Here is a 23,675-nt window from a genome sequence, read left to right on the forward strand (position 1 = left end):
TTGCGGTCGCTTTTAGAGCCGTTTTGGGCCTATTTCGCCTGAAATGACCTAAATTCGGGCGCCGCATAAGTCGACGATTAGCTCGATATTATAGCGTCCGCACGACTTCGTGACCCCGCTGGCCGGGCGGGTAGGCCCCGGGCGGGTAAGCCAAGTCGCCAAGCAATTCCGCCGTCGCGCGGTCGAAGCGTTCAATCAGGAAGTCCAACAGCACGCGCACCCGCGGCGCCATATACCGGTTGCAGTGATACACGGCGTGGACCGCCGCCTCGTTCGAACACCAGTCTGCCAGCAAAATTTTCAGCGCGCCGGAGTGGACATCGGCGGCTATATCCCAGATCGATTTATGCGCAATGCCCTGGCCGGCCAGCGCCCAGGCGCGGGACAACGCGCCGTCGTTGGTTTCCCAGGCGTTGTCGAGCGGCACGGTGTGAGTGAAACGCTCATCGCCACGGACGAACTGAAACTCGTTGAACGTCGCGGTGGATGTCACCAGCACCGTGAACACGTGCGTGGCGAGATCGGCGGGCGTTTTCGGTTCGCCGTACCGCGCCAGGTATGCCGGCGATGCGCACAGCACACGCCGGTTCGGCGCCAGCCGCCGCGCAATCAGATTGCCCTCCGTCGGCCGGTTGAAGCGAATCGCCAGATCAATATCGTCGAGCAGCAGGTTCGATACCGAATCCGACAGCGTCAGCGAAAAACTGACGGCCGGGTGCAGGCGGCTGAATTCATCGAGCCAATGACACAGCAGGTTGCGGCCGAAATCCGAGGTCGCCGAAATTCGCACCTTGCCGCGCACGAGATTCTGGCCGGCGTGCAGCGCGGCTTCGCCGTCGTCGATAGCCTGCAGCGCAATCCGGCAATGCTGCAGATAAAGCCGGCCTTCGTCGGTGAGCCTGAGCTGGCGGGTAGTGCGCTCGAAAAGGCGTGCGGTGAGGGATTTTTCCAGCTTGAGCAGCCGGGCGCTGGCCGCCGCCGGCGATAAACCCAGCTTGCGGCCCGCCGCCGACAAACTGCCGAGCGTTGCGGCTTCGGTGAACAGGCGCATGTCGCCGAGTCGATCCATCGTGATTCTCAACCTGCTTTTGATAATGCTTCAAATGCTACGCCAATTATCAAAATGACTCTCGACGCGCAGAATTTGGTGCATTGCAGCGTATGAGGTTGACTATGCCGCCCGAATTTCCTGGACGCACCCGATGAAACTCGATCACGTCACGATCGTCGCGCCCGATTGCGAGCCGATCCGCCATTTTCTAGTCGATATAGCCGGCATGAAAGTCGGTCCGCGCCCACCGTTCGGGATAGGCGGGTACTGGCTTTATCTCGATGGCGCGCCCGGCGTACATCTGATCGAGAACGGCTCGGTGCTGGCTTCGCCGCCCGGCGGCCGGGCAGCCACGCGCATCGATCATCTCGCGCTGCGCGTTCAAAGCGCCGCTGAATGGCACGCGTTGCTCGCACGCCTGCACGAACACGCGATCCCGTTTTCCGAAGCCGACGTTCCGCTCGCCCGCGAACAGCAAGTGTTCGTGCAGCTCGCGCCGGGCGTGGTTATCGAATTCGTGACGTCGCTTTCTTCGCCATCCGCATTCTCCGCATTCTCAAACTAAGGGGATTTCCATGCCTATTCCACTTCTGGCGCTCGCGATCAGCGCGTTCGCCATCGGGACGACCGAGTTCGTCATCATGGGGCTGCTGCCCGATGTGGCCCGCGATTTGGCTGTATCGATTCCATCGGCGGGCTTTCTCGTCACCGGATACGCGCTGGGCGTGGCCGTGGGCGCGCCGTTGCTCGCCGTGCTGACCGCAAAAATACCGCGCAAACTTGCGCTGCAATTGCTGATGGGCGTGTTTATCGTCGGTAACGTGCTGTGCGCCGTTGCCCCCGGTTATTCGATGCTCATGGTCGCCCGCGTGGTGACATCGTTCGCGCACGGCTCGTTTTTCGGGATTGGCGCGGTGGTCGCGGCGTCGCTGGTTCCGGCTGAAAAGCGGGCGAGCGCGATTGCGCTCATGTTCACCGGGCTCACGCTCGCGAACGTGCTCGGCGTGCCGTTTGGGACGTTTATCGGGCAGGAATTCGGCTGGCGCGCGACGTTTTGGGTCGTGGCGGCGCTCGGCGTGGTGTCGCTTGTCGGCGTGGCCGCGCTCGTGCCGAATAAGCATGATTCGGGACCATCGAATTTCGGCCACGAACTGCGCGTGCTGAAGGAGCCGCAAGTCTGGCTCGCCCTTGCAATGACCGTGCTCGGCTTCGGCGGCGTGTTCGTGGTCTTCACCTACATTGCGCCGATCCTCGAACAGGTCAGCGGATTTTCGCCTCACGGCGTCACGCTGGTGCTCGTGCTATTCGGCGTCGGATTGACGATCGGCAACACGATCGGCGGAAAGTTGGCCGACCGGGCGTTGATGCCTTCGCTAATGGGCATTCTCGTCGCGCTCGCGATCATCATGGCGGTGTTCGCGAAGACTAGCCACAACCAGACGTTGGCGGCGATCACGATCTTCATCATCTGGGGCATCGCCGCGTTCGCCACCGTGCCGCCGCTGCAAACGCGCGTGGTCGAAAAGGCGAAACACGCGCCGAATCTGGCGTCGACGTTGAATATCGGTGCGTTTAATTTGGGTAATGCCGGGGGAGCGTGGCTCGGCGGTGTGGTGTTGACCCAAGGGCATCCGCTGGATTCGCTGCCGTGGGTCGCGGCCGTAGTTGCCGTGGTCGCGCTCGGCGTGACGTGGTACGCGGCGCGACTCGATCGCGGCGGGCAGGGCGCGAGCGCGGCTGCGGTGGATGCGGTTTGAATCGATGGGGCGTGCCGCATGGGGGGAGACGCACGTCGATCTGGCGTGCGGTTTTGAAGGCGCACGAGCCGATCCAAAGTGCGCTGCATGGGCGGTGCATAAGCCGATCGAGGGTGCTTCATGCACGGTGCATAAGCCGATCCAGGGTGCTGCATGGGCAGTGCACAAGCCGATCCAGGGTGCTTCATGAGCGGTGCGCGCGCCGATCCAGCGTGCAGCATTCGAAGGTGTGCGCGCCGATCCAGCGTGCCCGACAGCGAGACCCGCACGCCGACGGCCCCTGCTGATGTTGACCCGGCGTCCTCAACCGACTAGCGTGTCGTGCGAGCCGAATTCGCGGCTTATCGCTTCATCACGCTTTTCGACTGAGGTTTTATGGAAGACATCACGCTGCGCCAATGCCTGAAGGGCGCATGGCGCGACGCCGCCTCCGCCGTGCGACACATGCCGATCGTATTTCTAGTGGCGTTCGTAGCCGTGCTCGCGACGGGAACCGCCGGATACAAGGCGCAATTCTCCGGAATGGCGGCATCGGGTGCACTGACGGCGATGACCAGCAGCAGCGCCGGTCACAGCGACGGGTTCACTCAGGGGCTGATCTCTCTCGGCATCACATTCGTGCAGACGCTGGTTCTGGCAGTGCTGGCCGTGTTTGTGGTCCGCTTCGCGATGAAACTGAGCGCAGAGCCCGTGGCAGCTTCCGCCACGCCCACGCCGATACTCCCGGCGACACGCCTCTGGGACGCCGGTATCCGGCGCTATTTCCTGCTCTGCGTCGCGCTGATTGCCGGGTACGTGGGCGCGACGCTCGCGGTCATGATCGTCTGGATCGGGTTGCGGCTGGCGGGATTGTCCAGCGGCACGTCAATGGCTGCCACTGCCACGCTCGCGGTGCTGGTCGTATGCGGCGTGAGTTATGTGTCGGCGCGGCTCTCCTTGCTGTTTCCGCATACTGCGGCTGGCGGCCGGATTCAATGGCGCGCCGCCTGGGAGGACTCGCGCGGGCACTTCTGGTTTATCGCGACGGCTGCGTTGCTCGCGATCCTGCCTATCGTGGGAATCGCAACGGTGCTGACGGTGGTCGCGGAAATGCTGGCGGCGGCAGGATCCATCGGCAGCCTGACCTTGGGTCTGATGATTGTGCAAAGCGTGGGCACGCTGCTTTATACGGCGACGGGAGCGACCTGTTCGGTCTGGCTTTACAGGAAGTTCGCGGCGATCTTGAGGGCGGAACCGGCGTGATTTTTTGTGTGGAAGGTGTTTGGGATTCGACGCTTGCTTGAGAGTGGTTTGAAGCGCTTCGATTGGCGCGGCGGCGGTTGAGTTTTTGCCGGACGCGGCTGTTCTGAGTTTTCCTACGATGCGCAAATGCAAAACGCGGCCCTTCTCAGGGCCGCGTTTTTCCGTTGCTCTCGACACTCCGTTGAACGGAGCCTCGCTCCCGCCGTTAAACCGTTTCCTCCGCCAACTCACGCGCGGCGGCGAGCGCCATCCGGAAATCGGCGAGTTCGGCGATGGTCAGCACCGGAATGTTGCGCTCCTTCACGAACGCATCGATCTGCGCGCCGCGCGCCATCGTGCCATCCGGGTTCATCAGTTCGCACAGCACGCCAGCCGGCTTCAACCCGGCGAGGATTGTCAGATCGACGGTTCCTTCCGTATGGCCGCGCCGGGTCAGCACGCCGCCCGGCTGCGCGCGCAGCGGGAATACATGACCCGGGCTCACGATATCGCCAGCTTTAGCGTTATCGCCGATCGCGGCGCGGATCGTGGTCAGCCGGTCCACGGCGGATACCCCCGTCGTCACGCCCTCGCGTGCTTCGATAGAGACCGTGAACGCGGTGCCGTATTTGCTCCCGTTGTCGGCGACCATCGGCGGCAGGTGGAGCGCGCGAGCGGTCTCGTCAGGAAGGCACAAGCACACGATGCCGCTGCACTCTCGGATCATCAGCGCCATGCCTTCGACGTCGAGCTTTTCAGCGGCGTAAATGAGGTCGGCTTCGTTCTCGCGATCGTCGTCGTCGAGCAGGGCGACCGCGCGGCCTTCGCGCAACGCTTGCAGGGCAGCGGCAATTCGGTGGGGGATAGCAACGGACGCGTCGCCTGCGCGAAGTTGCGCAAGATCAGCAAAGGCGGTGGCCGGGGAGGTGGAAACTGAGTAGGACATGGATGAAACGCTCTCGCAAAAGAAAATGGGGCGAAAAACGTTTCAGGGCATTGCAAACAGACAGAACGACACGCGTTTTCAGCGCCGTGAATTCGACAGCGCCGGTTCATCGCGGGCGCAAATACGCCGCGGCAAACACGCGAAACGGACATGACCGTCTGCACATCTTCTTCCATCCGGACTATGACCGTCGGCTCTGGCATCTCACCAGATCTGCTGACCCCGTTACTTGTGACCTGTGGCTCGCAATTGCTTGCAAGCCGCGTTCACGGGCGCTCGCGGGCTCGCGAGAGGCTTTCGCCGCTCGCATACCGCCGGTGGGGAATTGCACCCCGCCCTGAAGACGTACTGACTTGTCGCTAAACACTTAACAACGCGACTAATTTCAGGATACAACAGACTTGCTAATGCTGCAGCGCTGCCTGTTTGAAGCTTCTACTTAAACGCGCTTAGCTGGCATCGTCGATACGACGTGAATCGGCCGGAACATGCCAGCGCGGGGGCGTTTCCGCGTTCACCGTGACCTGGTATGCGCGCGCTTCCGTATTGCCGGGATTGCGCAGCGTGTGGGGCTGGTCGGCATCGAACACAATGGCGTCGCCGGTGGCCAGCAACTGCGCCCGGTCGTGCACGCGGATTTCCAGCGTGCCGTCGCTCACGACCAGATTGATCGTGGTGCCGGGCGGGCGCGGGCTGCCGGATTCGGCGTGCAGCGGCGCGATCCGCAATTCATGGAATTCCGCCGATGCCGGTGCGCTCAGCGGAAACAGCGGCCGGGCCGAGAAGCGTCCATTCGATGTCACAAGCCGCGTTGCCTGCTCGGCCGGCAAATATTCGATGCCATTGGTCGCGTGGCGTCGAAGAAACGCGGCTACCGATACCTTCAGGGCGCTCGAAATCTTGTGCAGCACCTTGATGGACGGCACGCTGCGCCCCGATTCGATCTGCGCCAGCATGGCCCGCGATACGCCTGAGGCGCGAGCGAGGGCATCGAGCGAGAGCTGGCGTTCAGCGCGCAGCCGCGCCAGGTTCACGCCGACGAGATATTCGAGTGCGTCGTTCGCTTCCTGCACGTCGGTCTGCTGCGCGTGATGTGCATGATGAGCGCTAGCCGACGCCGCCTTTGTTGCCTCGGCGAGTTCGGCCGGCGCGTGCGCATCGAACGACTCGCGCACGAGTTCCAGCGATGAATAAGCCGGTGCAACCATGGTGAGCCTCCAGTCTTTCAGTCGTGCTTCCGATAAGTCCCGCTCCGCGAAACGGCGCGGGAACGAGTGAAGGCAAGACTAGCATCGGCTTAACTGAGGTCAAACGAAGATATCGTCACACCGTTATCAGGCGCCGCAGGGTAGCTATCCGCGGCAACGCCCGGTTAAACGACCGTACGAGTGGGCGTGGATGATGTGGACGGGGTGGATGACGCGACCCGCGGCTCCGCTTCCGCCTTGCTCGACGCGAACCACGCGTCAATGCGGCGAATCACGTCATCCAGCGACCCCGGTTCCAGATGCAGGCCGAGTTTTGAGCGGCGCCAGAGCACGTCGTCCGAACAGGTCGCCCATTCGTTGTCTCGCATGTAGCGGAGTTCGGCTTCGTAGAGACCCGGTGCCAACTCGTCGCCGAGATCGGCCAGGGCGCTTGCGTCGCCCAGGAGCTTCTGCGCGCGTGTCCCGTAAGCCCGTGCATAACGATGAGCGAGCTCGCCGGGCAGCCAGCGATTGCGCTGCTTGAACGCGCTGAGGAAAAGCGCGAAATCGGCATTGGCGATGTCGCCGCCCGGCAGCGGCGCGCCTTCGGTCCAGGTTTTACTCCGCGCCGGTGATTGCAGCGCTGCGCCGAGTTTGTCGACGGCTTCTTCGGCCAGCTTCCGAAACGTGGTGATCTTCCCGCCGAACACCGACAGCAACGGCGCTTCGTTCGCGGGCGTGTCGAGTTCGAGCAGGTAATCGCGCGTGACGGCCGACGCGTTCTCCGCGTTTTCGTCCTCGAGCAGGCCACGCACGCCGGCATAGGTCCAGCAGACGTCAGCCGGACTGATGTGTTTCTTGAAGTAGCGATTGATGGAGTCGCAGAGGTACGCGGTTTCTTCCGGGCTGATGGTGACTTTCGACGGGTCGCCGTGATACTCGAGGTCCGTTGTCCCGATCAGCGTGTAATCGTGCTCATACGGAATCGCGAAGATGATGCGCTTGTCCGGGTTCTGGAAAATATACGCGTGGTCGTGCTCAAAGAGGCGCCGGGTCACTATGTGGCTTCCCTTGACCAGCCGCACGGTGTGGCGCGTGTGCGTGTTGCTGTTGAGCGAATCCTTGAGCAGGTCGCTGACCCACGGCCCGGCGGCGTTCGCAATGGAGCGCGCCCGAATTTCAAAGGTCGCGCCGTGGTTGTCGGCGAGCGTGGCACGCCAAACGCCTTCGCCGCGACGCGCACTCACCAGGCGCGTGCGCGTCTTGATTACCGCGCCGTGTTCCTGCGCGTCGACCGCGTTGAGCGCGACGAGTCGCGCGTCGTCCACCCAGCCGTCGGAATAAACAAACCCGCGCTTGATTGAGTCGATAAGCGGAGCACCGGCGGGGTGCCGGCGCATGTTGATACCCCGGGAGCCGGGCAGCAATTCGCGGCGCGCGAGGTGATCGTAGAGAAACAGGCCAGCGCGGATCATCCAGGCGGGGCGCAGGTTGGGCATGTGCGGCATGACGAAACGCAACGGCCATATGATGTGCGGCGCCGCGCGCAGCAACACCTCACGCTCCTGAAGCGCCTTGCGCACGAGCCGGTATTCACCGTATTCGAGATAACGGAGCCCGCCGTGAATGAGCTTCGTACTCGACGACGACGTGTGCGAAGCCAGGTCGTCCTTTTCGCACAGCATGACGGTGAGGCCACGGCCCGCCGCGTCCCGCGCTATACCCGTGCCGTTGACCCCGCCGCCCACCACGAGCACATCGTAAAGATTGCCTTGCATCGCTTGTCCGCCCCATGGCCACCAACGGAAAACTCCGTCGGAACATAATAATGTTCGAATTCGAAATTTAACGAACAAAAACGAAAATGTAAAGTCGTCTGAACGGCTAACGTTCCGCTATTACGGCGTTTTGCCGGAAAACTGCAGATCGCGGTCGTATTTGGGTTTAATTTGGACTCATAGGCCGTCCGGCCGAGTGGCGCGAAGCGGGCCGCCGACCGATACTCTAGCTACTGAAGATGAAGGAGTGAATGCAATGCGAAAGATGCTGGTGGCCGGCGCGCTAAGCGCGCTGATGCTGGGCGGATGTTTATCCGCGCCTGATGTGGCGGGGTCTGGTCGAGCGCCGTCCCTGGCCGCGCTTCAGGCCATGTGCGGTGGCAGCGCCGTGGATTACGGCACAGACGCGCAGGGTGTTTATTCGGCGTTTCTCGATGCCTACATCGCGCAAAAGCGCGGCAAGTTGCCGAAGGAGCAGTACTGCGCGTTCCAGGCGGGAATCGCGAGTCAATATGCAACGTTTAATGCTAGCCGTACAGCGGCGGCGCAAAGCGCGTGGGCTTCGTTTTTCGCGGATCAGCGGGCGCAAGCGCTTAGTTGGCGCGCAACCGTCGACCCGACGTTGCGCGCTGGCTAAGACGTTCGCTAAGTGGTTCGCTAATCGGCTCGGTAATTCACCCGCTCGCAGCCTGATTCACTCGCTGCGAGGGTGAGCTGACCGAAAAGCGGATTTACGAATACCGTTTGATTGCTTTGATCGTGGAGTCACCGGAAGCCGTCAGGCTCCACAGTTGGCGTCCAGACGCGAGATTTTCTAACTGGACAAGCTGGCGTTCGAGCAAGGCGTCGAGTTCGTCGCGCACCATGTCCATCTGATGGGGGGCGTCTTGCAACAGGAGCAGTGTGGCAAATTCATGCGGACTGAGCATCGTGTTCTCCATGACGATCTAACGGCACTTTGTCCGGTCGGCGACCGGCAATCGTGCTTTGGAACGTTTGCGCGAGGCAGGAACTTCGATCGGCAGACGCATGATGCATAGCGTGGTTCGCGGCGCCGAAAAGCGGCGCTTCGTTGCCGGGATTTGATTGTAGGCACTTGTCTGACGCGTGCCAAACGCTTGCGGAAAATATTGGGTTTGACTTTTTTGGGGCGCGAAAGCGGTTCGGCGGACAAGCGGAATCGTAGAAATTACCTGAGGTTCCTGCCGCAGTGCACACAGCCAGCGCGCACCGGAGGCGCAGGTTTTTGGGGCCGGATGTCAGTCCGCTATGAACACCTGCGTGTTTGCCTCGGCGAGCGTTTGGGCCATTTCGGGTGGCGCGGGGGCATCGGTGAACAGCGCGTCGATCTGGCTCAGGTGACCGAGCCGGACGAGCGCCGGGCGGCCGAACTTCGAATGATCGGCGGCGAGGAATACTGTGCGGGCGTGTTTGATGATCGCTTCGGCCACGCGGACTTCGCGAGTATCGAAATCCCGCAGCGTGCCGTCGGTTTCAATGCTCGACGCCCCAATGATCGCGAAGTCCACCTTGAACTGGCGGATGAAGTCGATAGCCAGCTCGCCCACAATGCCCTTGTCCCAGGGCCGCACAATGCCGCCGGTGATCAGCACCTCGCATTCGGGGTAACCGCTCATCATGCTCGCCACGTTGAGGTTGTTCGTGATCACGTGCAAGCCGCGATGCCGATTGAGCGCCCGGGCAACTTCCTCGGTCGTGGTGCCCAGGTTGATGAAGAGCGATGCCTGATCGGGAATGTGCTGAGCGACCAGCGCGGCTATGCGACGCTTTTCGTCGTGGAACATGCGCTGGCGCGCCGTGTATGAGACGTTCTCCGAACTGGTCGGGAGACTTGCACCACCGTGATAGCGGCGCAGCAGGTTCATGTCGGAGAGCCAGTTGACGTCGCGGCGAATGGTTTGCGGCGTGACGTCGAAATGCGTGGCCAGGTCCTCTACCGTCACGAAGCCATCGCGTTGCACCCAGTCGAGCAGCTCTTGCTGTCGTGCGTTCAAGGTGATGCGGGGATCTCGTGTCATGGCGTCGAAGAGTGCGCTTTATTGTCTTGAGGTGGCCCGTATTGTAAGGGAAAGGGCCGGCAGTCCCGCAATGCTCGATCAGCCGTCTTGGCCTTTGGGAATCACTGTCCGGCGATACCCAGGCAAGCTCGCCAGCGAGCGCCTTGCTAAGGGAGATTGCGGCTCGCGCGGCCCATTGAGAGCGACAAGTTCGTTACGACGCATTACGTCGTGGGGCAAGTACGAATGGCCTGGGATGGAGCCGTTCTCACGTGACCCAAACGTGTATATATCCGCATGTCCCGATGTCTATACCGAGCGTACGGATTGCATGCTTCGCGTTCTGCGCACCAACTCGTCAGGATGGCAAAATTGATGGTGTCGAGTCTGAACGCAGCTTAGCGGCCTAACTGTATTTCGCTGTGTACGGATTCAGTATGAAAAATCGCTCGGTGAAAACGCCATTGCCGAATCGTCGTTGAGTAGCTTGCCGAAATGTGACTGTAAGCGGGTGGGAATCAGTCGTGACATGCGTTATCGCAACGCCCTCCAGCCCGGTACGATTTATGCTGATTTAAGCGGTATCCGGAACTGACATGTGGTTCTGACGGTCTGTCTTGGGGCCTGCAGCTTAGTTGCAACCCGGCTAAGATGCAGAATCCAAGTCTTTAACCACATGAGGACGCCGCGACTTACGTTCACGGCGTCGCCTGATTTTCGGCCGGTTTGGCTGACGGCGCGTTCAGTACAGCTTTGGGAGCGCGATTTTTATGCACACTAATAGTACCCATGTGATGCCCTGGCGAATCGAAGACATTGACCTGTCCCGGATCGACCGGCGCAAAGCGGCATCTAACGAACACCTTCTCCTGTTGCTTTGCGCGGCTTCGTTCATTGAGAGCGGGACCGATCTTTATACGAGCAATTTGAGCACCTATTTCAACGACGATCCCGAAGTTTCCGACTGGCTCAACAATGAGTGGGAACCGGAAGAAATGCAGCACGGTCGCGCGTTGAAAACCTATATCAATCATGTGTGGCCCGAGTTCGACTGGGATACGGCATTCAAGAACTTCTTCGCCGAATACTCGCTGACGTGTTCAGTCGAGGACTTCGAAAAAACGCGTGCGCTGGAAATGGTCGCGCGATGTGTGGTTGAAACCGGGACGGCCACGCTGTATCGGGCAATCAACGAGTGCTCGGATGACCCGGTGCTCAAGCAACTTACCGACAACATTCGCACAGATGAAGTCCGCCACTACAAGCACTTCTTCCGCTTTTTCAAGAAGTACAACAGGATCGAGGGCAACGGCCGCTTCGCGGTTCTCGGCGCATTGCTGCGTCGTGTAATGGAAATCAAGAATGAGGATTCCGAGATTGCGTTGCGCCATGTATTTGCCATCCGCTATCCGGAGCGCGCGCATGACACCGCGCACAATCGCGAGTTGGCGGCGCGTGTGAATGCGCTAGTCCGGCGCAATTTGTCGGCTGATATGTGCGTGAAAATGTTGCTCAAGCCACTCGATCTGCCGGCCCGAATTCAGCCCAGCGTGCACTATCCGCTAGCGAAGATCACGCAGCACGTGTTCTTCCGATAGGTCAACCGGCGTTTGCATTGAACGGTTCGGTACGCTTTAATCGATGGCCCGCTTGCGCGGGCCATCGTCTTTTCACGGAGATCCGCATGACTGATTTCACTGCGTCCGGTGATCATGGTATCGAGCACGGCACGTTCGACGAATGGCCTGCCGAATTGCGCACGTTGTTCGACGGCACGTCGATCGATACAAAAACGGGCTTCACGGCGTCGTTGCTCGCAGCCGATGAAGGCCGCGTTCGCACGTCGCTGTTAAGCGTTGGCGAGTTGTTCGCGCCGGATCCGGGCACGTTGTGTTTTTCGTTGTGGCCGCAATCGCGGGCGGCGCGGTTGGTGTCGAAGACAGGTTGCGCCACACTGACTTTCGTCTTCGATGAAGCCTTCTTTCAGGTGCAACTTCAGGCGCAAATTGCGCTATTGGAGGGTGCACCGGTCACGTGTTTTATCGCAACGATAGAAAGCGGGGAATGGCAGAAAGTGCCTTATGCGCGACTCGTGCAGGGCATTGGATTCGAGTTTGCCCAAGGGCAGGGGGATGCGGTGCTGGCGCGCTGGAAGAAACAGATCGATGTGCTGAAGCGTGCGGCGAGCGCCGCTGCTTGAAACGAAAAAGCGGAGCCGAGGCTCCGCTTCGAGTGCTATGTGGGGTGGCTACGCCGCAGAGAGAGAAGGTGGGCACCTGGCTTTTCGCCAGCATGGCGAGGCTCGAAGCAGCCATGCTCGAAGCAGCCTTGGTTGAAGCAGCCTCGCCTGAAGCAGCAACGCTCGCACAACATCCCCGCCTCGGCGGTCGTTACACGCAGAAGGCACAGGCGAGCAACCCACCCACCTTATCACGCCACTTAACGCCCGCGTTGTCCGGTGCGCGGCGTATCGCGTCGACCTGCACCGCCGCCGCCTTCATTGCGAGGCTTGCCGCCGAGCAGCGCAGCGCCAGCCGGCCGTGAGCCTTCGGGTTTGCGCGGCGCGCCACCATTGCCGCCGGTTTTCGCTGCAACGGGTTTCGGCGAGCGCGAACCGTAGCCGCCACCGTTGCCACCACTCCCATTACCATTGCCATTACCGCCGCCACTACCGCCATTACCAGCCGGCTTGGCCGATGCCCGCCCGCCGCCGTTCGATTGCTTCGGCGCGCCCTGACGCGACGCACCTTGACCCTGACGCGGGGCACCTTGACCTTGACGCGCACCGCCGCCTTGGCCGCGTCGGAGAATCGGTTCCGGCTTTTGCGTCAGATCCGGTTCAAAACCCGCGATAACTTCCTGCGGAATCGGCCGCTTGATCAGGCGCTCGATGTCCTTTAGCAACTGATGTTCATCGACGCAAACCAGCGACAGCGCCTCACCCGTTGCGCCAGCCCGTCCAGTCCGTCCGATCCGGTGAACATAATCCTCCGGCACGTTCGGCAGATCGAAGTTGACGACGTGCGGCAACTGGTCGATATCGATACCGCGCGCCGCAATATCCGTCGCCACCAGCACTTGCAGCGTGTTGTCCTTGAACTCGGCCAAGGCACGGGTGCGTGCCGACTGGCTCTTGTTGCCGTGAATGGCGAGCGCGCTGATGCCGTCCTTCGCCAACTGCTCGGCGAGCCGGTTCGCGCCATGCTTCGTGCGCGTGAACACCAGCACCTGGAACCAGTTGTTCTTTTGGATCAGGTGCGTGAGCAACTCGCGCTTCTTGTCGCGATCAACCGGGTGAATCTTCTGCGCGATGGCTTCAACCGTCGAATTGCGACGCGCCACCTCAATCAGCGCCGGGCGGTCGAGCAGGCCGTCCGCGAGCGTCTTGATTTCTTCGGAGAACGTAGCCGAGAACAGCAGGTTCTGGCGCTTCGGCGGCAACTTGGCGAGCACGCGCTTAATGTCGTGGATGAAGCCCATGTCGAGCATGCGATCGGCTTCATCGAGCACGAGAATCTCGAGCTTCGACAAGTCGATGGTCTTCTGCTGCATGTGATCGAGCAAGCGGCCTGGCGTTGCCACGACGATATCCACACCGCGTCGCAGTGCATCGATTTGCGGGTTGATGCCTACGCCGCCGAACATCACGGTCGATTTCAGTTTCAAATACTTACCGTAGCCACGCACGCTTTCTTCCACCTGCGCCGCGAGTTCGCGCGTAGGCGTGAGGATCAGCGCGCGGACCGGGCGCTTCGCACCGGCGGCCGGCGCGGGTGCTTCGGACAAACGTTGCAGGATAGGCAGCGTGAAGCCTGCTGTCTTACCCGTACCGGTTTGGGCGCCTGCGAGCAGGTCGCCGCCGTTCAGCACGGCCGGGATGGCCTGCAACTGGATGGGAGTAGGGACGGTGTAGCCGAGTTCGTTGACAGCGCGAAGCAAGGGTTCGGACAAGCCGAGGGAATCAAAAGACATAAGTATTCACAGATTCGGTATGACGACCGGCGCTATCGCTTAAAGCCCCAAGAGGCATGAAGCCCCAAAAAAGGCGGCCCGCACCACTAGGTGCGTGCGTACGACGATCGAGGAAATCGGGCGGCATGACGTTCGGGGCGCTTGCTCGAGGTACACGCTACGAGCGCCGGGAAAGATGCCGCGAAGATCAACGCGCTATCAAGACACGCTGACTGGCGTTAAGTTGCATTTGAAACGCCGTAAAACGCTTCGCGTCAGGCATTAGGTGCCGATTAGGGCAGTCTCATGCAACGTACTCACGCAACGTAGCGTGCAATGCTGACGAATTGACACAAGCTGCCGCCCAGTACGAACAGGTGCCAGATACCATGTCCGTGCCGGATGCGCTCGTCGTTGATGAAAAAGTAAATGCCTGCGCTGTAGATCAAACCGCCGGCCAGCAGCCACGCCGTGCCGGCGGGCGGTAATGCTGTAACGAGAGGACGGACGGCTACGAGCGCGAGCCAACCCATCAACACGTAAATCACCATCGATACGCTGCGGGTTCGACGCCCGAGCGTGAGTTCCTGAACAATGCCGAGAGCGGCGAGCCCCCAGCTTACGCCGAATAGCGACCAGCCCCACGGGCCGCGCAACGTAACAAGCGTGAACGGTGTGTAACTTCCCGCGATCAGCAAGTAAATGGCCGAATGATCGCATTTTTGCAATACCGCCTTGGCCCGCGGGCTGCGAACCGAGTGATATAGCGTGGAAATGGTGTACAGCACGAGCAACATGGCGCCGTACACGGCAAAGCTGACGATCTTGTACGGGTCGCGTTCCATCGCGGCCATGGTGACGAGCGTAGCGACCCCTGCCACCGACAGCACCGAGCCGACGAGATGGGTAACGCTGTTGAACCGCTCACCAAAATGCATCGACCATCCTCATCGCGATATTGCGATCCCGTCTGCAACGCCGCGCTTTTCTGCTTTCAGAAAATGTGAGGCCCGGGCCAAGCCCGCGCAACCAAACAAACCAACCCCGGCATTTTACCGCCCTCGAGGCCCGTCCAGCGTGCCTGCCCGCGTTCCAGCTTGTTCGTGCTCAAAAAAGAAGAAGGGCGCAGCCCCGGTTTCGAGGCCTGCGCCCTGCTTGCGCCTTTCAGCGTATTTTACGCTACCTGCGGAAAACCCTTCTTTTATCAGTCGAGCGGTGCCGAACGCAGGTTGCTGACTTGTTGCGGCGCCACCGGCGTACCGTGGTTGCCCCACGACATACGAATGTACGTCACGACCGCAGCGACTTCCGTATCCGACAGCGCTTGAGCGAACGGCGGCATGCCATACGGATGCGGGTTGCCGTCCGTGCTCGGCGGATAACCGCCATTGAGCACCATGCGGATCGGGTTCACGGCCGATTGCATCTGAATGGACTGGTTCGTGGCAAGCGGCGGGTAGGCCGGCGGTTTGCCGAGACCATTTTCCGCGTGGCACTTCGCGCAGTTTTCCGTGTAGATCTTCTTGCCCTGTTGCAGCAACTCCGAACCGAATTGCGCCGATGTTTCGAACTGCATCGTTTCCGGCGCTTCACCCTTTTGCGGGATCGACTTCAGGAACGTCGACATGGCGTTGATGTCCGCGTCCGACAAGTACTGCAAGCTGTTGTGGACCACTTCGGCCATCGGACCGAACACCGCGCCGCGTTGCGACACGCCGGTCTTAAGCAACGAGTTGATGTCCTTGATGTCCCAGTCGCCGAGGCCGGCTTCCTTGTTCGACGTCAACGACGGCGCATACCAGTTCTGCAACGGGATCAGGCCGCCGCCGAACGCTGCCGAGCTGACCGGGCCGCCCATTGCGTTGATCGATGTATGGCACATGCTGCAATGGCCAAGTCCTTCGATCAGGTAAGCACCGCGGTTCCACTCAACCGATTTGGTCGGATCAGGCTTGAATTCGCCTTCGCTGAAGAACAGCACGCGCCAGCCAATCAGCATGTTGCGCTGATTGAACGGGAAGCGCAGTTCGTGCGGACGGCTGGCTACATTGACCGGGGGCACCGAGCGCATGTACGCAAACATGGCGTCCGAGTCGGCGCGCGTGACCTTCGTATAAGCCGTGAACGGCATGGCCGGGTACAGCAGGCTGCCATCTTTCGAGCGACCGAGATGGATCGACCGGTAGAAATCTTCCGACGTCCATTTGCCGATACCGTACTGGTCGTCGGGCGTGATGTTCGGCGTGTAGAGCGTGCCGAACGGCGTGAGCATGGGCAGGCCGCCGGCAAACGTCTTGCCGCCGCGAACCGTGTGGCAGGCAATACAGTCACCGGCACGCGCCAGATATTCACCGCGTTTGATCAGCTCGGTCTGGTCGGCGGGCACGGCGGCAACGGCGCCGCCCGAATGGAAGGTCTCGCCACCTGACCAGAGTGCGGCAGCGGCTGCGGCGGCCGTAATGACAACAACAGCCGAAAGTGCGAACAGGGACTTGCGTTTCATATTCTTCTCGCTCCTCGCGCCTTATTGCGGTTCGCTGCCGCAGGCGAGCGGCGTTTTGCGCGAGCCTGCGGGCGCGGGTACCGGATTAGCCGGTGCGGTTTGCGTGGAGAGCCAGGCGGCGACAGCGGTCACGTCGTCGTCGGTCAGGCGGGTGGCGATCTGTTGCATGCAGTCAGGTGCGATTGCGTGACGCGAGCCCGCACGCCAGGCGCCAAGCTGCGCGCTGATGTAGTCCGGGTGCAATCCCACGAGACCCGGAATAGCCGGTTGCATACCCGTCAGGTTCGTGCCGTGGCACGCCGCGCAGGCGGGAATACCGCGGCCCGCGTCGCCGTTCAGCACGATCTGCTGGCCTTTCGACAAAGTCGTCCCCGACACAGTCGGCTTGGCCGGTTGCGGATACGGCGGACGTTGTTCCGAGAAATACGTGGCGATCTGATGAAGGTAGTCGTCCGAGAGATACGTGACGAGATAGTTCATTGGCGGATACTTCCGGCGGCCTTCGCGGAAGTTCTGCAACTGGTTGTACAGGTAGTCAGCCGGTTTGCCGGCAAGCCGCGGGAAATAGTCGTTGTCCGTGCCTTCGCCGTGGACGCCGTGACATGCCGTGCAACCCTGAACACGCGCTGCCATGGTGTCCGGCGCCATTGGCTGGGCGGCGGCTTGAGCGGGCGCCGGGGCTTCTGCTGCGCCGGCAATGCTGGCTGTGCCGATCAGCGCCAGAGCCATTAGCGGGGCGAGCAACGGACGAAAGATGCGTCTTGAAGACACGCGACACTCCATGAATTTCGAGGACCTGCCGAGCTTCGTTCGGCCCGGTGCGAATATGTGGTGAACCATTGCCACATTGGCTCTGCGAGCCCCTGATGCGACGCGGCATTCTATCATCGATGCCTGATGATGACTATTTGGGCATAGCCCTGTTGCGTCGCACTTTCAACGTGTACGCGACAATTTGTCACGCGACCGATCGACAGGGGTTTTTGACTATGCGTGACAGTTAACGGTAGACGATGTTTTACGAAGCATCGGTGGAAATTGCGACGTTTAGCGGCGGTTTTGTGGCGCTTGGATGTCCTTGCGCTCCGGTGCATTCCATGTGCCCGTTCCGCTAGACTCGCGTTCCGGCGGTTTGTTTTGTTTTTGTTTCTTCCTCGACCCTTCATCGAACCTTCAATGCATTCCTTGTTTCCTTTCAGCCTGAATTTCTTCGCTTCGTTGAGTCGCGGTCATGAGTGACGATCCGCTGTGGTTCGCTCAAGTCCTCGTTGCGGCGCTCGCTGACATCGCGTTTGCCTGCTCGCTCGGCGGGGCGTTCCTGAGCGTGTGGTTATCGAAGGAAAATGCGGCTGCACCCGTTTCGCCCGCGCGTCTCGGCTGGGTCAGGGCAAGGCAGTTGAGCACGGGCGGCGCAGTCGTGCTCGCGTTGGCTGATCTTGTGCTGGTGTGGTTGCAGGCGGCATCGATGAGCGGTGCGCCTCTCTTTCAAGCCTTCGATGCCGTTGTCACCGTCGTGACGGGCACGCACGCCGGCATGGGCTGGGCGATTGCGTTCGCCGGCAGCGTGCTGCTGATCCTGGCTACGGTCTTGGGTAACCCGAAGGGCGGACCGCGGGTCGGGCTGTTCACGGTCGGGGCGCTCGTGGCGGCGGCGGGCAAGGCGTCGGTGGGACATGCCGCCGATGCCGGCGCGTTTTCTTTGGCCGAAGGCGTGCAAACCGTTCATTTGCTGGCAACTGCCGCTTGGGGCGGCTTGGTTATCGCGAGCGCGTGGCGGGTGTTGCCGGCGCTGGGGACATCGCTTGCGCGGGCGTTTTTGATTCGTATCGCCGGGAAGGTTTCCACGGCGGCGGTGGTTGCCGTATCGCTGGTGATTCTCACCGGGATATATAACGCGTGGCGCGGGCTGGGTGGATCGGCGCAAGCGCTCGAAACAAGTGGCTGGGGCCACGCGCTGGTCGTGAAAGGCGTGCTGGTCGCGACCGCGTTGCTACTCGGCGCGATGAACCGATGGTCCGTCATGCCGCGATTGCAACGCACTGCATCGACAGTCGACGCGCACACGTTCACCGGCGTGATGCGGATGGAGGCGTTGCTGATTGTTGCTGTGTTTGTCGCGGCCGCCGTGCTGTCGCACAGCGTGCCGGGTTTTTCTGCGATGGGTTAATTCAGGCTACAAGAAGACGCCGATAGTTACTCGTAGCCCAGTCTGTGACTCACGATAGGCGCGCAGAACAGCGCGAGCGCGCAGCCGATCGCCTTGCCTTGCAGTTCGATGAACGCTCGGTGCGACATGGGCGATGACATCAGCACATCGAGGAGCTGGGGCAAGCAAAACAGCACCGCCGCGCCGATAAAGCAGCGCGTCACAGTCTTCATGCGCCAGCCGTGCTGGGCGCCCATGGCGGCACAGATCACGCGCAGCACGCCGAACAGCACCAACGCGCCGACGGCCATCTGCGTGCGGACGAATTCATCTGGAAGCGTGTAGTAAGACATGCTGGACTCTCTAACTTGGTCGTCGCGCTCTTCCCGGGCGCTGGGTCGAAACAAACACACGTACGCCAGATAATGCAAAACACGGGCCAGGCGTCGCCATTGCGGCAAAGCCTTGCGGCACATAGGTTTCGTGAGACTTTATGTGCCACAAGGAAGCCGCTTCCGGCGCCGTAACCCGTTGGCCGATGAAAACCCGCCAGCATGTTACGCAACGCCATCGAGACGAAATTGCTGTCTCAATAAACGCTATTCTACGATGACCGCCGCTTCTGCATAGTGCGCTGCAGCGCAATTCTTCATATCACCATTCGGCAACGCTGCCATCCGCGTGACGCCACACCGGATTGCGCCAGCGATGCCCCACCTTAGCCATCTCGCGCACCTTCTCCTCGTTCACTTCGATGCCCAAGCCCGGCCCTTGCGGGATCATCACCATGCCGTCTTCATATTTGAAGACTTCAGGGTTCTTGATGTAATCGAGCAGGTCGTTGCCCTTGTTGTAGTGAATTCCGAGGCTTTGCTCCTGGATGAAGGCGTTGTAGCTGACCGCATCGATTTGCAGGCAGGTCGCCAGCGCGATCGGGCCGAGCGGGCAATGCAGGGCGAGCGCGACGTCGTAGGCTTCGGCCATCGATGCAATCTTGCGGCACTCCGTAATCCCGCCCGCGTGCGACGCGTCCGGCTGGATGATGTCCACGTAACCGCCCGCCAGGATGTGCTTGAAGTCCCAGCGCGAGTACAAGCGCTCGCCGAGCGCGATCGGCGTGCTGGTCTGGTTCACGATGTCGCGCAACGCTTCAACGTTCTCCGACAGCACCGGCTCTTCGATAAACAGCAGCTTGAACGGATCGAGTTCCTTCGCGAGGACCTTCGCCATCGGCTTGTGCACGCGGCCGTGGAAGTCCACGCCGATGCCAATATTCGGTCCCACGGCCTCACGCACAGCAGCCACGTTGTTGATGACGGCCTGGACTTTGTCGAAGGTATCGATGATCTGAAGTTCTTCCGAACCGTTCATCTTCACCGCCTTGAAACCGCGGTCCACGACGGCGCGCGCGTTGTTCGCGACATCGCTCGGGCGGTCGCCGCCGATCCACGAATACACCTTGATCCGGTCGCGGACCTGACCGCCGAGCAGCGCGTGAATGGGCACGCCGTGATGCTTGCCCTTGATGTCCCACAGCGCCTGGTCTACGCCCGCAATCGCGCTCATGCCGATCGGCCCGCCGCGATAAAACCCCGCCCGATACATGACTTGCCAATGGTCTTCGATCAGCAGCGGGTCCTTGCCGATCAGGTAGTCCGACAGTTCATCGACCGCGGCTGCGACCGTGTGCGCACGGCCTTCCACGACCGGTTCGCCCCAGCCGACGATGCCTTCATCGGTCGTGATCTTCAGGAAACACCAGCGCGGCGGAACGATAAAAGTCTCGAGTTTGGTGATTTTCATGCTGGCGTCTCCTGATTTTTCCGGTGAGTGGGGAACGAGGGTTTCTATGCTATCAAAAATTGGTTTGTTGTGTATATTAATAGTACTATTTGATGGAAAGGCTTGTCGGGAAAGGGTCCGTATAATCACGTCGGTTCTTTAGCATTACGTTTCGGCGAAAAAGGGGAAAGCTATCCAGCACGATCTGCACGGACGCGTGGCGTATGAACTTGGCACCGAGATTCTGCGCGGCGATTTCCCGCCTGCGTCCACTTTGCCGCGCGAGGCTGAACTGATGGAGCGTTTTGGCGTCAGCCGGACCGTGCTGCGGGAGGCGCTGCGGACGCTGACATCGAAGGGAATGATTGAATCGCGGCCGAAAATTGGGACGCGCGTGCGGCCGCAGCATGCCTGGAATCTTCTCGATGCCGATGTTCTCGAGTGGTATTCGCGTGTTGCGAAGCCGTTGCAGTTCGCGCTGAAGCTGCAGGAAATGCGCGAGATGGTCGAGCCTTATGCTGCTGCGTTGGCCGCCGCGAATCATGATGACGACGCGTTAGCCCGCCTCGGCGATGCGCATAGGGCGATGCTGGACGCGCGCAATGTCGATGAATGGGTTCGTGCCGATTTGCGGTTTCATCTGAGCGTGTTGAATGCGTGCAGCAATGAATTGCTGGTGCCGCTCGGGACGCTGATCGAGCGCACGCTCGAGGCGCAGTTGCGGTTGAATGCGCGGCGGGCGGAGGTTTTCAACGCATCGATGGCGGAACATACGGCCGTTTTCGATGCCATCGTCGCGCGGAATTCGGCGGCGGCGCGTGACGCGATGGGCGGTTTGCTCGGCGTGACGCGGGCGCGGATCGAGGGGTAGGGAGGAGATAAACGACGTTCGGCGCGCTCGGCGATAATTTCATTTTCGCGATAAAGTTGCGGGTCCGAGCGCTGTTTGGGATTGGTTTTAGCCGAGGTTTTTAGCTGTTCTATCCGACACGCGGCGCTCCGCATCCTTCCGAAGGAGCCCGAATTGCCGCACGTCCCGATCTCCGTCATGTCCTCGTGGGGCGCGTGGGCCGTGTTCGTCAGCGTGCTCGCCACCCAACTCGGCGTCCCCATTCCCGCTGCACCCATGCTGGTGCTCGCCGGCACGTTAGTCGCGGCCGGGCTGGCTTCGTTCTGGCATATGTTGGCGGCCGCGGTCATTGCGGTGGTTATCGCCGATTCGCTTTGGTTTGCTGCCGGGCGGTTATATGGCCGGCGGTTCCTGACCTCGCTCGTGCGGTTCTCACTTTCCCTTGATACCACTTTGCGTACCGCCCGGCATTGGTTCGAGCGGTTCGGCGTGCCTTTGCTCGCGCTCTCTAAATTCGTTCCGGGATTGGGATTGGTGTCGTCGCCGTTGCTCGGGACGACGCAGATCGATGTGCGCGTTTTCGTGTTCTGGGATCTGGTGGGCGCTACGTTGTGGGCGTCGGCGTGGATGCTCGGCGGCGCGATCCTGAATGCCGAAGTGGCGCATCTGCTGGTGTTCGTGAGGACGTATGGGCTCACCGCGCTCGATGTGCTCGGGATGGCCGCGGGCGCGTTTTTCGCGTATCGATGGGCGCGCCGCATCCAGTTCCGTCGATGGCTCGCGAAGTATCGGATCTCGCCCGAACAACTCGATGAAATGATGCGGTCGGATGCGCCGCCGGTTATTTTCGATGCCCGGCCGGAAGAGGTGAGGAAGAAGGAGGCGCATCGGATCAAAGGCGCGATTCCGCTGGACCTGGAGTCGTCGAGGAAAATCGATCCGATGTTTCAGGAACACGAGGTCGTGGTGTATTGCGTGTGTCCGAATGAAGCGACGGCCAAGCATATTGTGCGGCAGTTGCAGGCGAAGGGGTTTCGGAACGTGCGGCCGCTGAAGGGCGGGTTGGACGCGTGGGAGAAGAAGGGGTTTCCGGTGGAGGCTATTCCTTTTGATTCGTTGCGGACGGGTTCTGCGGTGTCTTCGTCTTCCTCTTCCCCTACGCTCGATGACGACGATGATCGGAGCATGGGCGATATGGTGACCGTTCGGGCTACGGCGCCGGAGTGAGTTTTTTGTTGTTTTTTGCTAACCGGAGCTGCGTCGGATGAAGCTGTTGGATAGGGTGGATCCCTCGCAACTTTTTGGCCTGCCAGCGCCGGATATCGCCACGTTGGATGATGGCCTGCAAGTTCCCTTTGTACAGACCGGGCACGAGCATCACGAGGTGATGCTGTTCGTGCATGGGTCGCTTTGTGACTTTCGATACTGGAAGCCGCAGTTAGGGCCGCTTGCGAAGCAGTATCGATGTGTCGCGCCTAGTCTTTCGCATTACTGGCCTTCGAGGGTTTTGGGGTTTGGTGCGATGGCCGGTGGCTCGCGGCAATTTAGCTGGGACGCGCATGTTGATGAGTTGGGGCGGTTTGTTGAGCGGCTGGGTGTTGGGGCGGTGAATGTTGTTGGGCACTCGCGGGGTGGGTGTGTTGCGTTTCATCTTGCCGTGAGATATCCGGAGTTGGTGAAGTCGTTGGTGCTCGCTGATCCCGGTGGGGCGGTGTCTCGGCCGGGCGATGATGGGCGAGCGCGGACGGTTTTGCCTGCGCCGGTTAATGCGCTGCGGGCGAAGGCTGCGGAGTTGATTGGTAGCGGGGAAGTGGATGCGGGGTTGGAGCTTTTTGTCGATTCGGTGAGCCGGCCCGGGTTCTGGGCGAGGAGTCCGAAAGAGTTCAAGGCGATGGCGATGGATAACGCGAATACGCTGGCGCTCCAGTTTCGAGATCCGTTGCCTGCGTACGATGCGCGGGATGCGGGGAGGGTGCAATGCCCGACGCTGCTAATCGATGGGGAGAAGAGTCCGCGGATGTTTCGGGATGCGGTGGGGGCGCTGGAAGGGTGGATTCATGGTGCGCAGAGAGTGACGATTGAAGGCGCGTCGCATGGGATGAATGTGACGCATGCGAGCGTCTTTAATCGGACTGTAGGGGCGATGGTTTCCGCCGCTTAGCGTATTGAGGCAATCGATGCGAATGGATCGCCCGCGAGAAACCAACCAATAAGGTATCCGGCGCACTGGCGATCTCTCGCAAGATCCGAAATCGAACAGCGCAGCCTATGCTAGGCGAGCGCGACACGTGGACACGGCCGCACATCTTTTGACGATCCTTACTAAAAACCGCTTATGCTTCTCACCTCTTCTTTGATCTGAAATTCGAATGAGCCGTTACTGCGGGGACAAATACGCCAAGCCGATTTTAGATGCCGCCGAATACTGGCGGGATGCGGCATTAATCGGCGAGGCGTGACGCTACTTCCTTTATCATTCGCTTGA

The 23,675-nt window shown here is 60.8% G+C and carries 23 protein-coding genes and 1 riboswitch; of the genes, 11 read left to right on the forward strand and 12 right to left on the reverse strand.

Going from position 1 to position 23,675, the window contains the following annotated elements; translation table 11 throughout:
* Window positions 1–88: 88 nt before the first annotated feature.
* Entirely contained in the window at window positions 89–1,069 is a 981-nt protein-coding gene (locus tag FH08_RS0117310) for a LysR family transcriptional regulator (RefSeq protein ID WP_051888339.1), read from the reverse strand.
* A 133-nt stretch (window positions 1,070–1,202) separates the two neighbouring features.
* On the opposite strand from FH08_RS0117310, the gene FH08_RS0117315 reads away from it, so the two are divergent.
* The 3 genes from FH08_RS0117315 (at window position 1,203) to FH08_RS0117330 (ending at window position 4,050) form a co-directional block, all read left to right on the forward strand.
* A complete protein-coding gene (locus FH08_RS0117315) occupies window positions 1,203–1,616 on the forward strand; it encodes a VOC family protein (RefSeq protein WP_031359535.1) in 414 nt (137 codons plus the stop codon).
* Between the two features lie 10 nt (window positions 1,617–1,626).
* Complete coding sequence (locus tag FH08_RS0117320; protein ID WP_035566473.1) at window positions 1,627–2,808, forward strand: MFS transporter; 1,182 nt, start codon at window positions 1,627–1,629, stop codon at window positions 2,806–2,808.
* A gap of 375 nt (window positions 2,809–3,183) precedes the next feature.
* The gene (locus FH08_RS0117330; RefSeq protein WP_031359538.1) at window positions 3,184–4,050 is read left to right on the forward strand and encodes a hypothetical protein; all 867 of its coding nucleotides are present in this window, start codon (window positions 3,184–3,186) and stop codon (window positions 4,048–4,050) included.
* Window positions 4,051–4,255: 205 nt separating this feature from the next.
* Here FH08_RS0117330 and ribB read toward each other — a convergent pair whose 3' ends face one another.
* A complete protein-coding gene (gene ribB, locus FH08_RS0117335; protein WP_031359539.1) occupies window positions 4,256–4,975 on the reverse strand; it encodes a 3,4-dihydroxy-2-butanone-4-phosphate synthase in 720 nt (239 codons plus the stop codon).
* Between ribB and FH08_RS52585 the strand changes: the two genes are divergently transcribed.
* Window positions 4,974–5,129, forward strand: coding sequence for a hypothetical protein (locus tag FH08_RS52585; RefSeq protein ID WP_160172482.1), 156 nt, complete (start codon window positions 4,974–4,976; stop codon window positions 5,127–5,129). The two genes, ribB and FH08_RS52585, sit on opposite strands and share 2 nt — an antisense overlap.
* A gap of 6 nt (window positions 5,130–5,135) precedes the next feature.
* A riboswitch (FMN riboswitch) is annotated at window positions 5,136–5,324 on the reverse strand.
* A 100-nt stretch (window positions 5,325–5,424) separates the two neighbouring features.
* On the opposite strand, the gene FH08_RS0117345 is transcribed toward FH08_RS52585, so the two are convergent.
* Both FH08_RS0117345 and glpD read right to left on the reverse strand, forming a co-directional pair.
* Window positions 5,425–6,183, reverse strand: a complete 759-nt coding sequence (locus tag FH08_RS0117345; protein ID WP_081889502.1) for an XRE family transcriptional regulator — start codon at window positions 6,181–6,183, stop codon at window positions 5,425–5,427.
* 164 nt (window positions 6,184–6,347) lie between these two features.
* Window positions 6,348–7,940 (reverse strand): glycerol-3-phosphate dehydrogenase, encoded by a 1,593-nt coding sequence (gene glpD, locus FH08_RS0117350; protein ID WP_081889503.1) that lies wholly within the window; start codon window positions 7,938–7,940, stop codon window positions 6,348–6,350.
* A gap of 256 nt (window positions 7,941–8,196) precedes the next feature.
* On the opposite strand from glpD, the gene FH08_RS0117355 reads away from it, so the two are divergent.
* Complete coding sequence (locus tag FH08_RS0117355) at window positions 8,197–8,577, forward strand: hypothetical protein (protein ID WP_031359542.1); 381 nt, start codon at window positions 8,197–8,199, stop codon at window positions 8,575–8,577.
* A gap of 94 nt (window positions 8,578–8,671) precedes the next feature.
* Here the strand turns inward: FH08_RS0117355 and FH08_RS0117360 are convergent, their stop codons facing one another.
* Both FH08_RS0117360 and FH08_RS0117365 read right to left on the reverse strand, forming a co-directional pair.
* Window positions 8,672–8,869 (reverse strand): hypothetical protein, encoded by a 198-nt coding sequence (locus tag FH08_RS0117360; protein ID WP_031359543.1) that lies wholly within the window; start codon window positions 8,867–8,869, stop codon window positions 8,672–8,674.
* Between the two features lie 330 nt (window positions 8,870–9,199).
* Window positions 9,200–9,979: a DeoR/GlpR family DNA-binding transcription regulator gene (locus tag FH08_RS0117365; protein ID WP_031359544.1), complete on the reverse strand. Its 780-nt coding sequence runs from the start codon at window positions 9,977–9,979 to the stop codon at window positions 9,200–9,202.
* 749 nt (window positions 9,980–10,728) lie between these two features.
* Here FH08_RS0117365 and FH08_RS0117370 point away from each other — a divergent pair.
* Together FH08_RS0117370 and FH08_RS0117375 are read left to right on the forward strand one after the other, a co-directional pair.
* Window positions 10,729–11,556, forward strand: a complete 828-nt coding sequence (locus FH08_RS0117370; protein ID WP_031359545.1) for a ferritin-like domain-containing protein — start codon at window positions 10,729–10,731, stop codon at window positions 11,554–11,556.
* An 86-nt stretch (window positions 11,557–11,642) separates the two neighbouring features.
* Entirely contained in the window at window positions 11,643–12,158 is a 516-nt protein-coding gene (locus FH08_RS0117375) for a hypothetical protein (protein ID WP_031359546.1), read from the forward strand.
* 239 nt (window positions 12,159–12,397) lie between these two features.
* Here FH08_RS0117375 and FH08_RS0117380 read toward each other — a convergent pair whose 3' ends face one another.
* The 4 genes from FH08_RS0117380 to FH08_RS0117395 all read right to left on the reverse strand — a co-directional run bounded on the left by FH08_RS0117380 (window position 12,398) and on the right by FH08_RS0117395 (window position 17,195).
* Window positions 12,398–13,930, reverse strand: a complete 1,533-nt coding sequence (locus FH08_RS0117380) for a DEAD/DEAH box helicase (RefSeq protein ID WP_031359547.1) — start codon at window positions 13,928–13,930, stop codon at window positions 12,398–12,400.
* 296 nt (window positions 13,931–14,226) lie between these two features.
* Complete coding sequence (trhA, locus tag FH08_RS0117385; protein WP_031359548.1) at window positions 14,227–14,847, reverse strand: PAQR family membrane homeostasis protein TrhA; 621 nt, start codon at window positions 14,845–14,847, stop codon at window positions 14,227–14,229.
* 266 nt (window positions 14,848–15,113) lie between these two features.
* On the reverse strand, window positions 15,114–16,412 hold the full coding sequence (locus tag FH08_RS0117390; RefSeq protein WP_031359549.1) for a c-type cytochrome: 1,299 nt from the start codon (window positions 16,410–16,412) through the stop codon (window positions 15,114–15,116).
* Window positions 16,413–16,433: 21 nt separating this feature from the next.
* The gene (locus FH08_RS0117395; RefSeq protein WP_031359550.1) at window positions 16,434–17,195 is read right to left on the reverse strand and encodes a c-type cytochrome; all 762 of its coding nucleotides are present in this window, start codon (window positions 17,193–17,195) and stop codon (window positions 16,434–16,436) included.
* A 448-nt stretch (window positions 17,196–17,643) separates the two neighbouring features.
* On the opposite strand from FH08_RS0117395, the gene FH08_RS0117400 reads away from it, so the two are divergent.
* Window positions 17,644–18,579: a CopD family protein gene (locus tag FH08_RS0117400; protein WP_031359551.1), complete on the forward strand. Its 936-nt coding sequence runs from the start codon at window positions 17,644–17,646 to the stop codon at window positions 18,577–18,579.
* A 26-nt stretch (window positions 18,580–18,605) separates the two neighbouring features.
* On the opposite strand, the gene FH08_RS0117405 is transcribed toward FH08_RS0117400, so the two are convergent.
* On the reverse strand, window positions 18,606–18,911 hold the full coding sequence (locus FH08_RS0117405; RefSeq protein ID WP_031359552.1) for a hypothetical protein: 306 nt from the start codon (window positions 18,909–18,911) through the stop codon (window positions 18,606–18,608).
* A 301-nt stretch (window positions 18,912–19,212) separates the two neighbouring features.
* Entirely contained in the window at window positions 19,213–20,361 is a 1,149-nt protein-coding gene (dgoD, locus tag FH08_RS0117410) for a galactonate dehydratase (RefSeq protein WP_031359553.1), read from the reverse strand.
* A gap of 172 nt (window positions 20,362–20,533) precedes the next feature.
* On the opposite strand from dgoD, the gene FH08_RS0117415 reads away from it, so the two are divergent.
* The 3 genes from FH08_RS0117415 to FH08_RS0117425 all read left to right on the forward strand — a co-directional run bounded on the left by FH08_RS0117415 (window position 20,534) and on the right by FH08_RS0117425 (window position 23,351).
* Window positions 20,534–21,211, forward strand: coding sequence for a FadR/GntR family transcriptional regulator (locus FH08_RS0117415; RefSeq protein WP_031359554.1), 678 nt, complete (start codon window positions 20,534–20,536; stop codon window positions 21,209–21,211).
* A 153-nt stretch (window positions 21,212–21,364) separates the two neighbouring features.
* Complete coding sequence (locus FH08_RS0117420; RefSeq protein ID WP_031359555.1) at window positions 21,365–22,417, forward strand: DedA family protein/thiosulfate sulfurtransferase GlpE; 1,053 nt, start codon at window positions 21,365–21,367, stop codon at window positions 22,415–22,417.
* 37 nt (window positions 22,418–22,454) lie between these two features.
* The gene (locus FH08_RS0117425) at window positions 22,455–23,351 is read left to right on the forward strand and encodes an alpha/beta fold hydrolase (RefSeq protein ID WP_031359556.1); all 897 of its coding nucleotides are present in this window, start codon (window positions 22,455–22,457) and stop codon (window positions 23,349–23,351) included.
* The last annotated feature ends 324 nt before the right edge of the window (window positions 23,352–23,675 follow it).

This window comes from Caballeronia sordidicola, assembly GCF_000729995.1.
In the GTDB taxonomy this organism is placed as follows: Bacteria; Pseudomonadota; Gammaproteobacteria; order Burkholderiales; family Burkholderiaceae; genus Caballeronia; species Caballeronia sordidicola_A.

What these genes read in the sequence shown, in the direction of transcription:
- FH08_RS0117310 (WP_051888339.1), bottom strand. Translation starts at nt 1,069, where the DNA reads ATGGATCGACTCGGCGACATGCGCCTGTTCACCGAAGCCGCAACGCTC.
- FH08_RS0117315 (WP_031359535.1), top strand. Translation starts at nt 1,203, where the DNA reads ATGAAACTCGATCACGTCACGATCGTCGCGCCCGATTGCGAGCCGATC.
- FH08_RS0117320 (WP_035566473.1), top strand. Translation starts at nt 1,627, where the DNA reads ATGCCTATTCCACTTCTGGCGCTCGCGATCAGCGCGTTCGCCATCGGG.
- FH08_RS0117330 (WP_031359538.1), top strand. Translation starts at nt 3,184, where the DNA reads ATGGAAGACATCACGCTGCGCCAATGCCTGAAGGGCGCATGGCGCGAC.
- FH08_RS52585 (WP_160172482.1), top strand. Translation starts at nt 4,974, where the DNA reads ATGGATGAAACGCTCTCGCAAAAGAAAATGGGGCGAAAAACGTTTCAG.
- ribB (WP_031359539.1), bottom strand. Translation starts at nt 4,975, where the DNA reads ATGTCCTACTCAGTTTCCACCTCCCCGGCCACCGCCTTTGCTGATCTT.
- FH08_RS0117345 (WP_081889502.1), bottom strand. Translation starts at nt 6,183, where the DNA reads ATGGTTGCACCGGCTTATTCATCGCTGGAACTCGTGCGCGAGTCGTTC.
- glpD (WP_081889503.1), bottom strand. Translation starts at nt 7,940, where the DNA reads ATGCAAGGCAATCTTTACGATGTGCTCGTGGTGGGCGGCGGGGTCAAC.
- FH08_RS0117355 (WP_031359542.1), top strand. Translation starts at nt 8,197, where the DNA reads ATGCGAAAGATGCTGGTGGCCGGCGCGCTAAGCGCGCTGATGCTGGGC.
- FH08_RS0117360 (WP_031359543.1), bottom strand. Translation starts at nt 8,869, where the DNA reads ATGCTCAGTCCGCATGAATTTGCCACACTGCTCCTGTTGCAAGACGCC.
- FH08_RS0117365 (WP_031359544.1), bottom strand. Translation starts at nt 9,979, where the DNA reads ATGACACGAGATCCCCGCATCACCTTGAACGCACGACAGCAAGAGCTG.
- FH08_RS0117370 (WP_031359545.1), top strand. Translation starts at nt 10,729, where the DNA reads ATGCACACTAATAGTACCCATGTGATGCCCTGGCGAATCGAAGACATT.
- FH08_RS0117375 (WP_031359546.1), top strand. Translation starts at nt 11,643, where the DNA reads ATGACTGATTTCACTGCGTCCGGTGATCATGGTATCGAGCACGGCACG.
- FH08_RS0117380 (WP_031359547.1), bottom strand. Translation starts at nt 13,930, where the DNA reads ATGTCTTTTGATTCCCTCGGCTTGTCCGAACCCTTGCTTCGCGCTGTC.
- trhA (WP_031359548.1), bottom strand. Translation starts at nt 14,847, where the DNA reads ATGCATTTTGGTGAGCGGTTCAACAGCGTTACCCATCTCGTCGGCTCG.
- FH08_RS0117390 (WP_031359549.1), bottom strand. Translation starts at nt 16,412, where the DNA reads ATGAAACGCAAGTCCCTGTTCGCACTTTCGGCTGTTGTTGTCATTACG.
- FH08_RS0117395 (WP_031359550.1), bottom strand. Translation starts at nt 17,195, where the DNA reads ATGGAGTGTCGCGTGTCTTCAAGACGCATCTTTCGTCCGTTGCTCGCC.
- FH08_RS0117400 (WP_031359551.1), top strand. Translation starts at nt 17,644, where the DNA reads ATGAGTGACGATCCGCTGTGGTTCGCTCAAGTCCTCGTTGCGGCGCTC.
- FH08_RS0117405 (WP_031359552.1), bottom strand. Translation starts at nt 18,911, where the DNA reads ATGTCTTACTACACGCTTCCAGATGAATTCGTCCGCACGCAGATGGCC.
- dgoD (WP_031359553.1), bottom strand. Translation starts at nt 20,361, where the DNA reads ATGAAAATCACCAAACTCGAGACTTTTATCGTTCCGCCGCGCTGGTGT.
- FH08_RS0117425 (WP_031359556.1), top strand. Translation starts at nt 22,455, where the DNA reads ATGAAGCTGTTGGATAGGGTGGATCCCTCGCAACTTTTTGGCCTGCCA.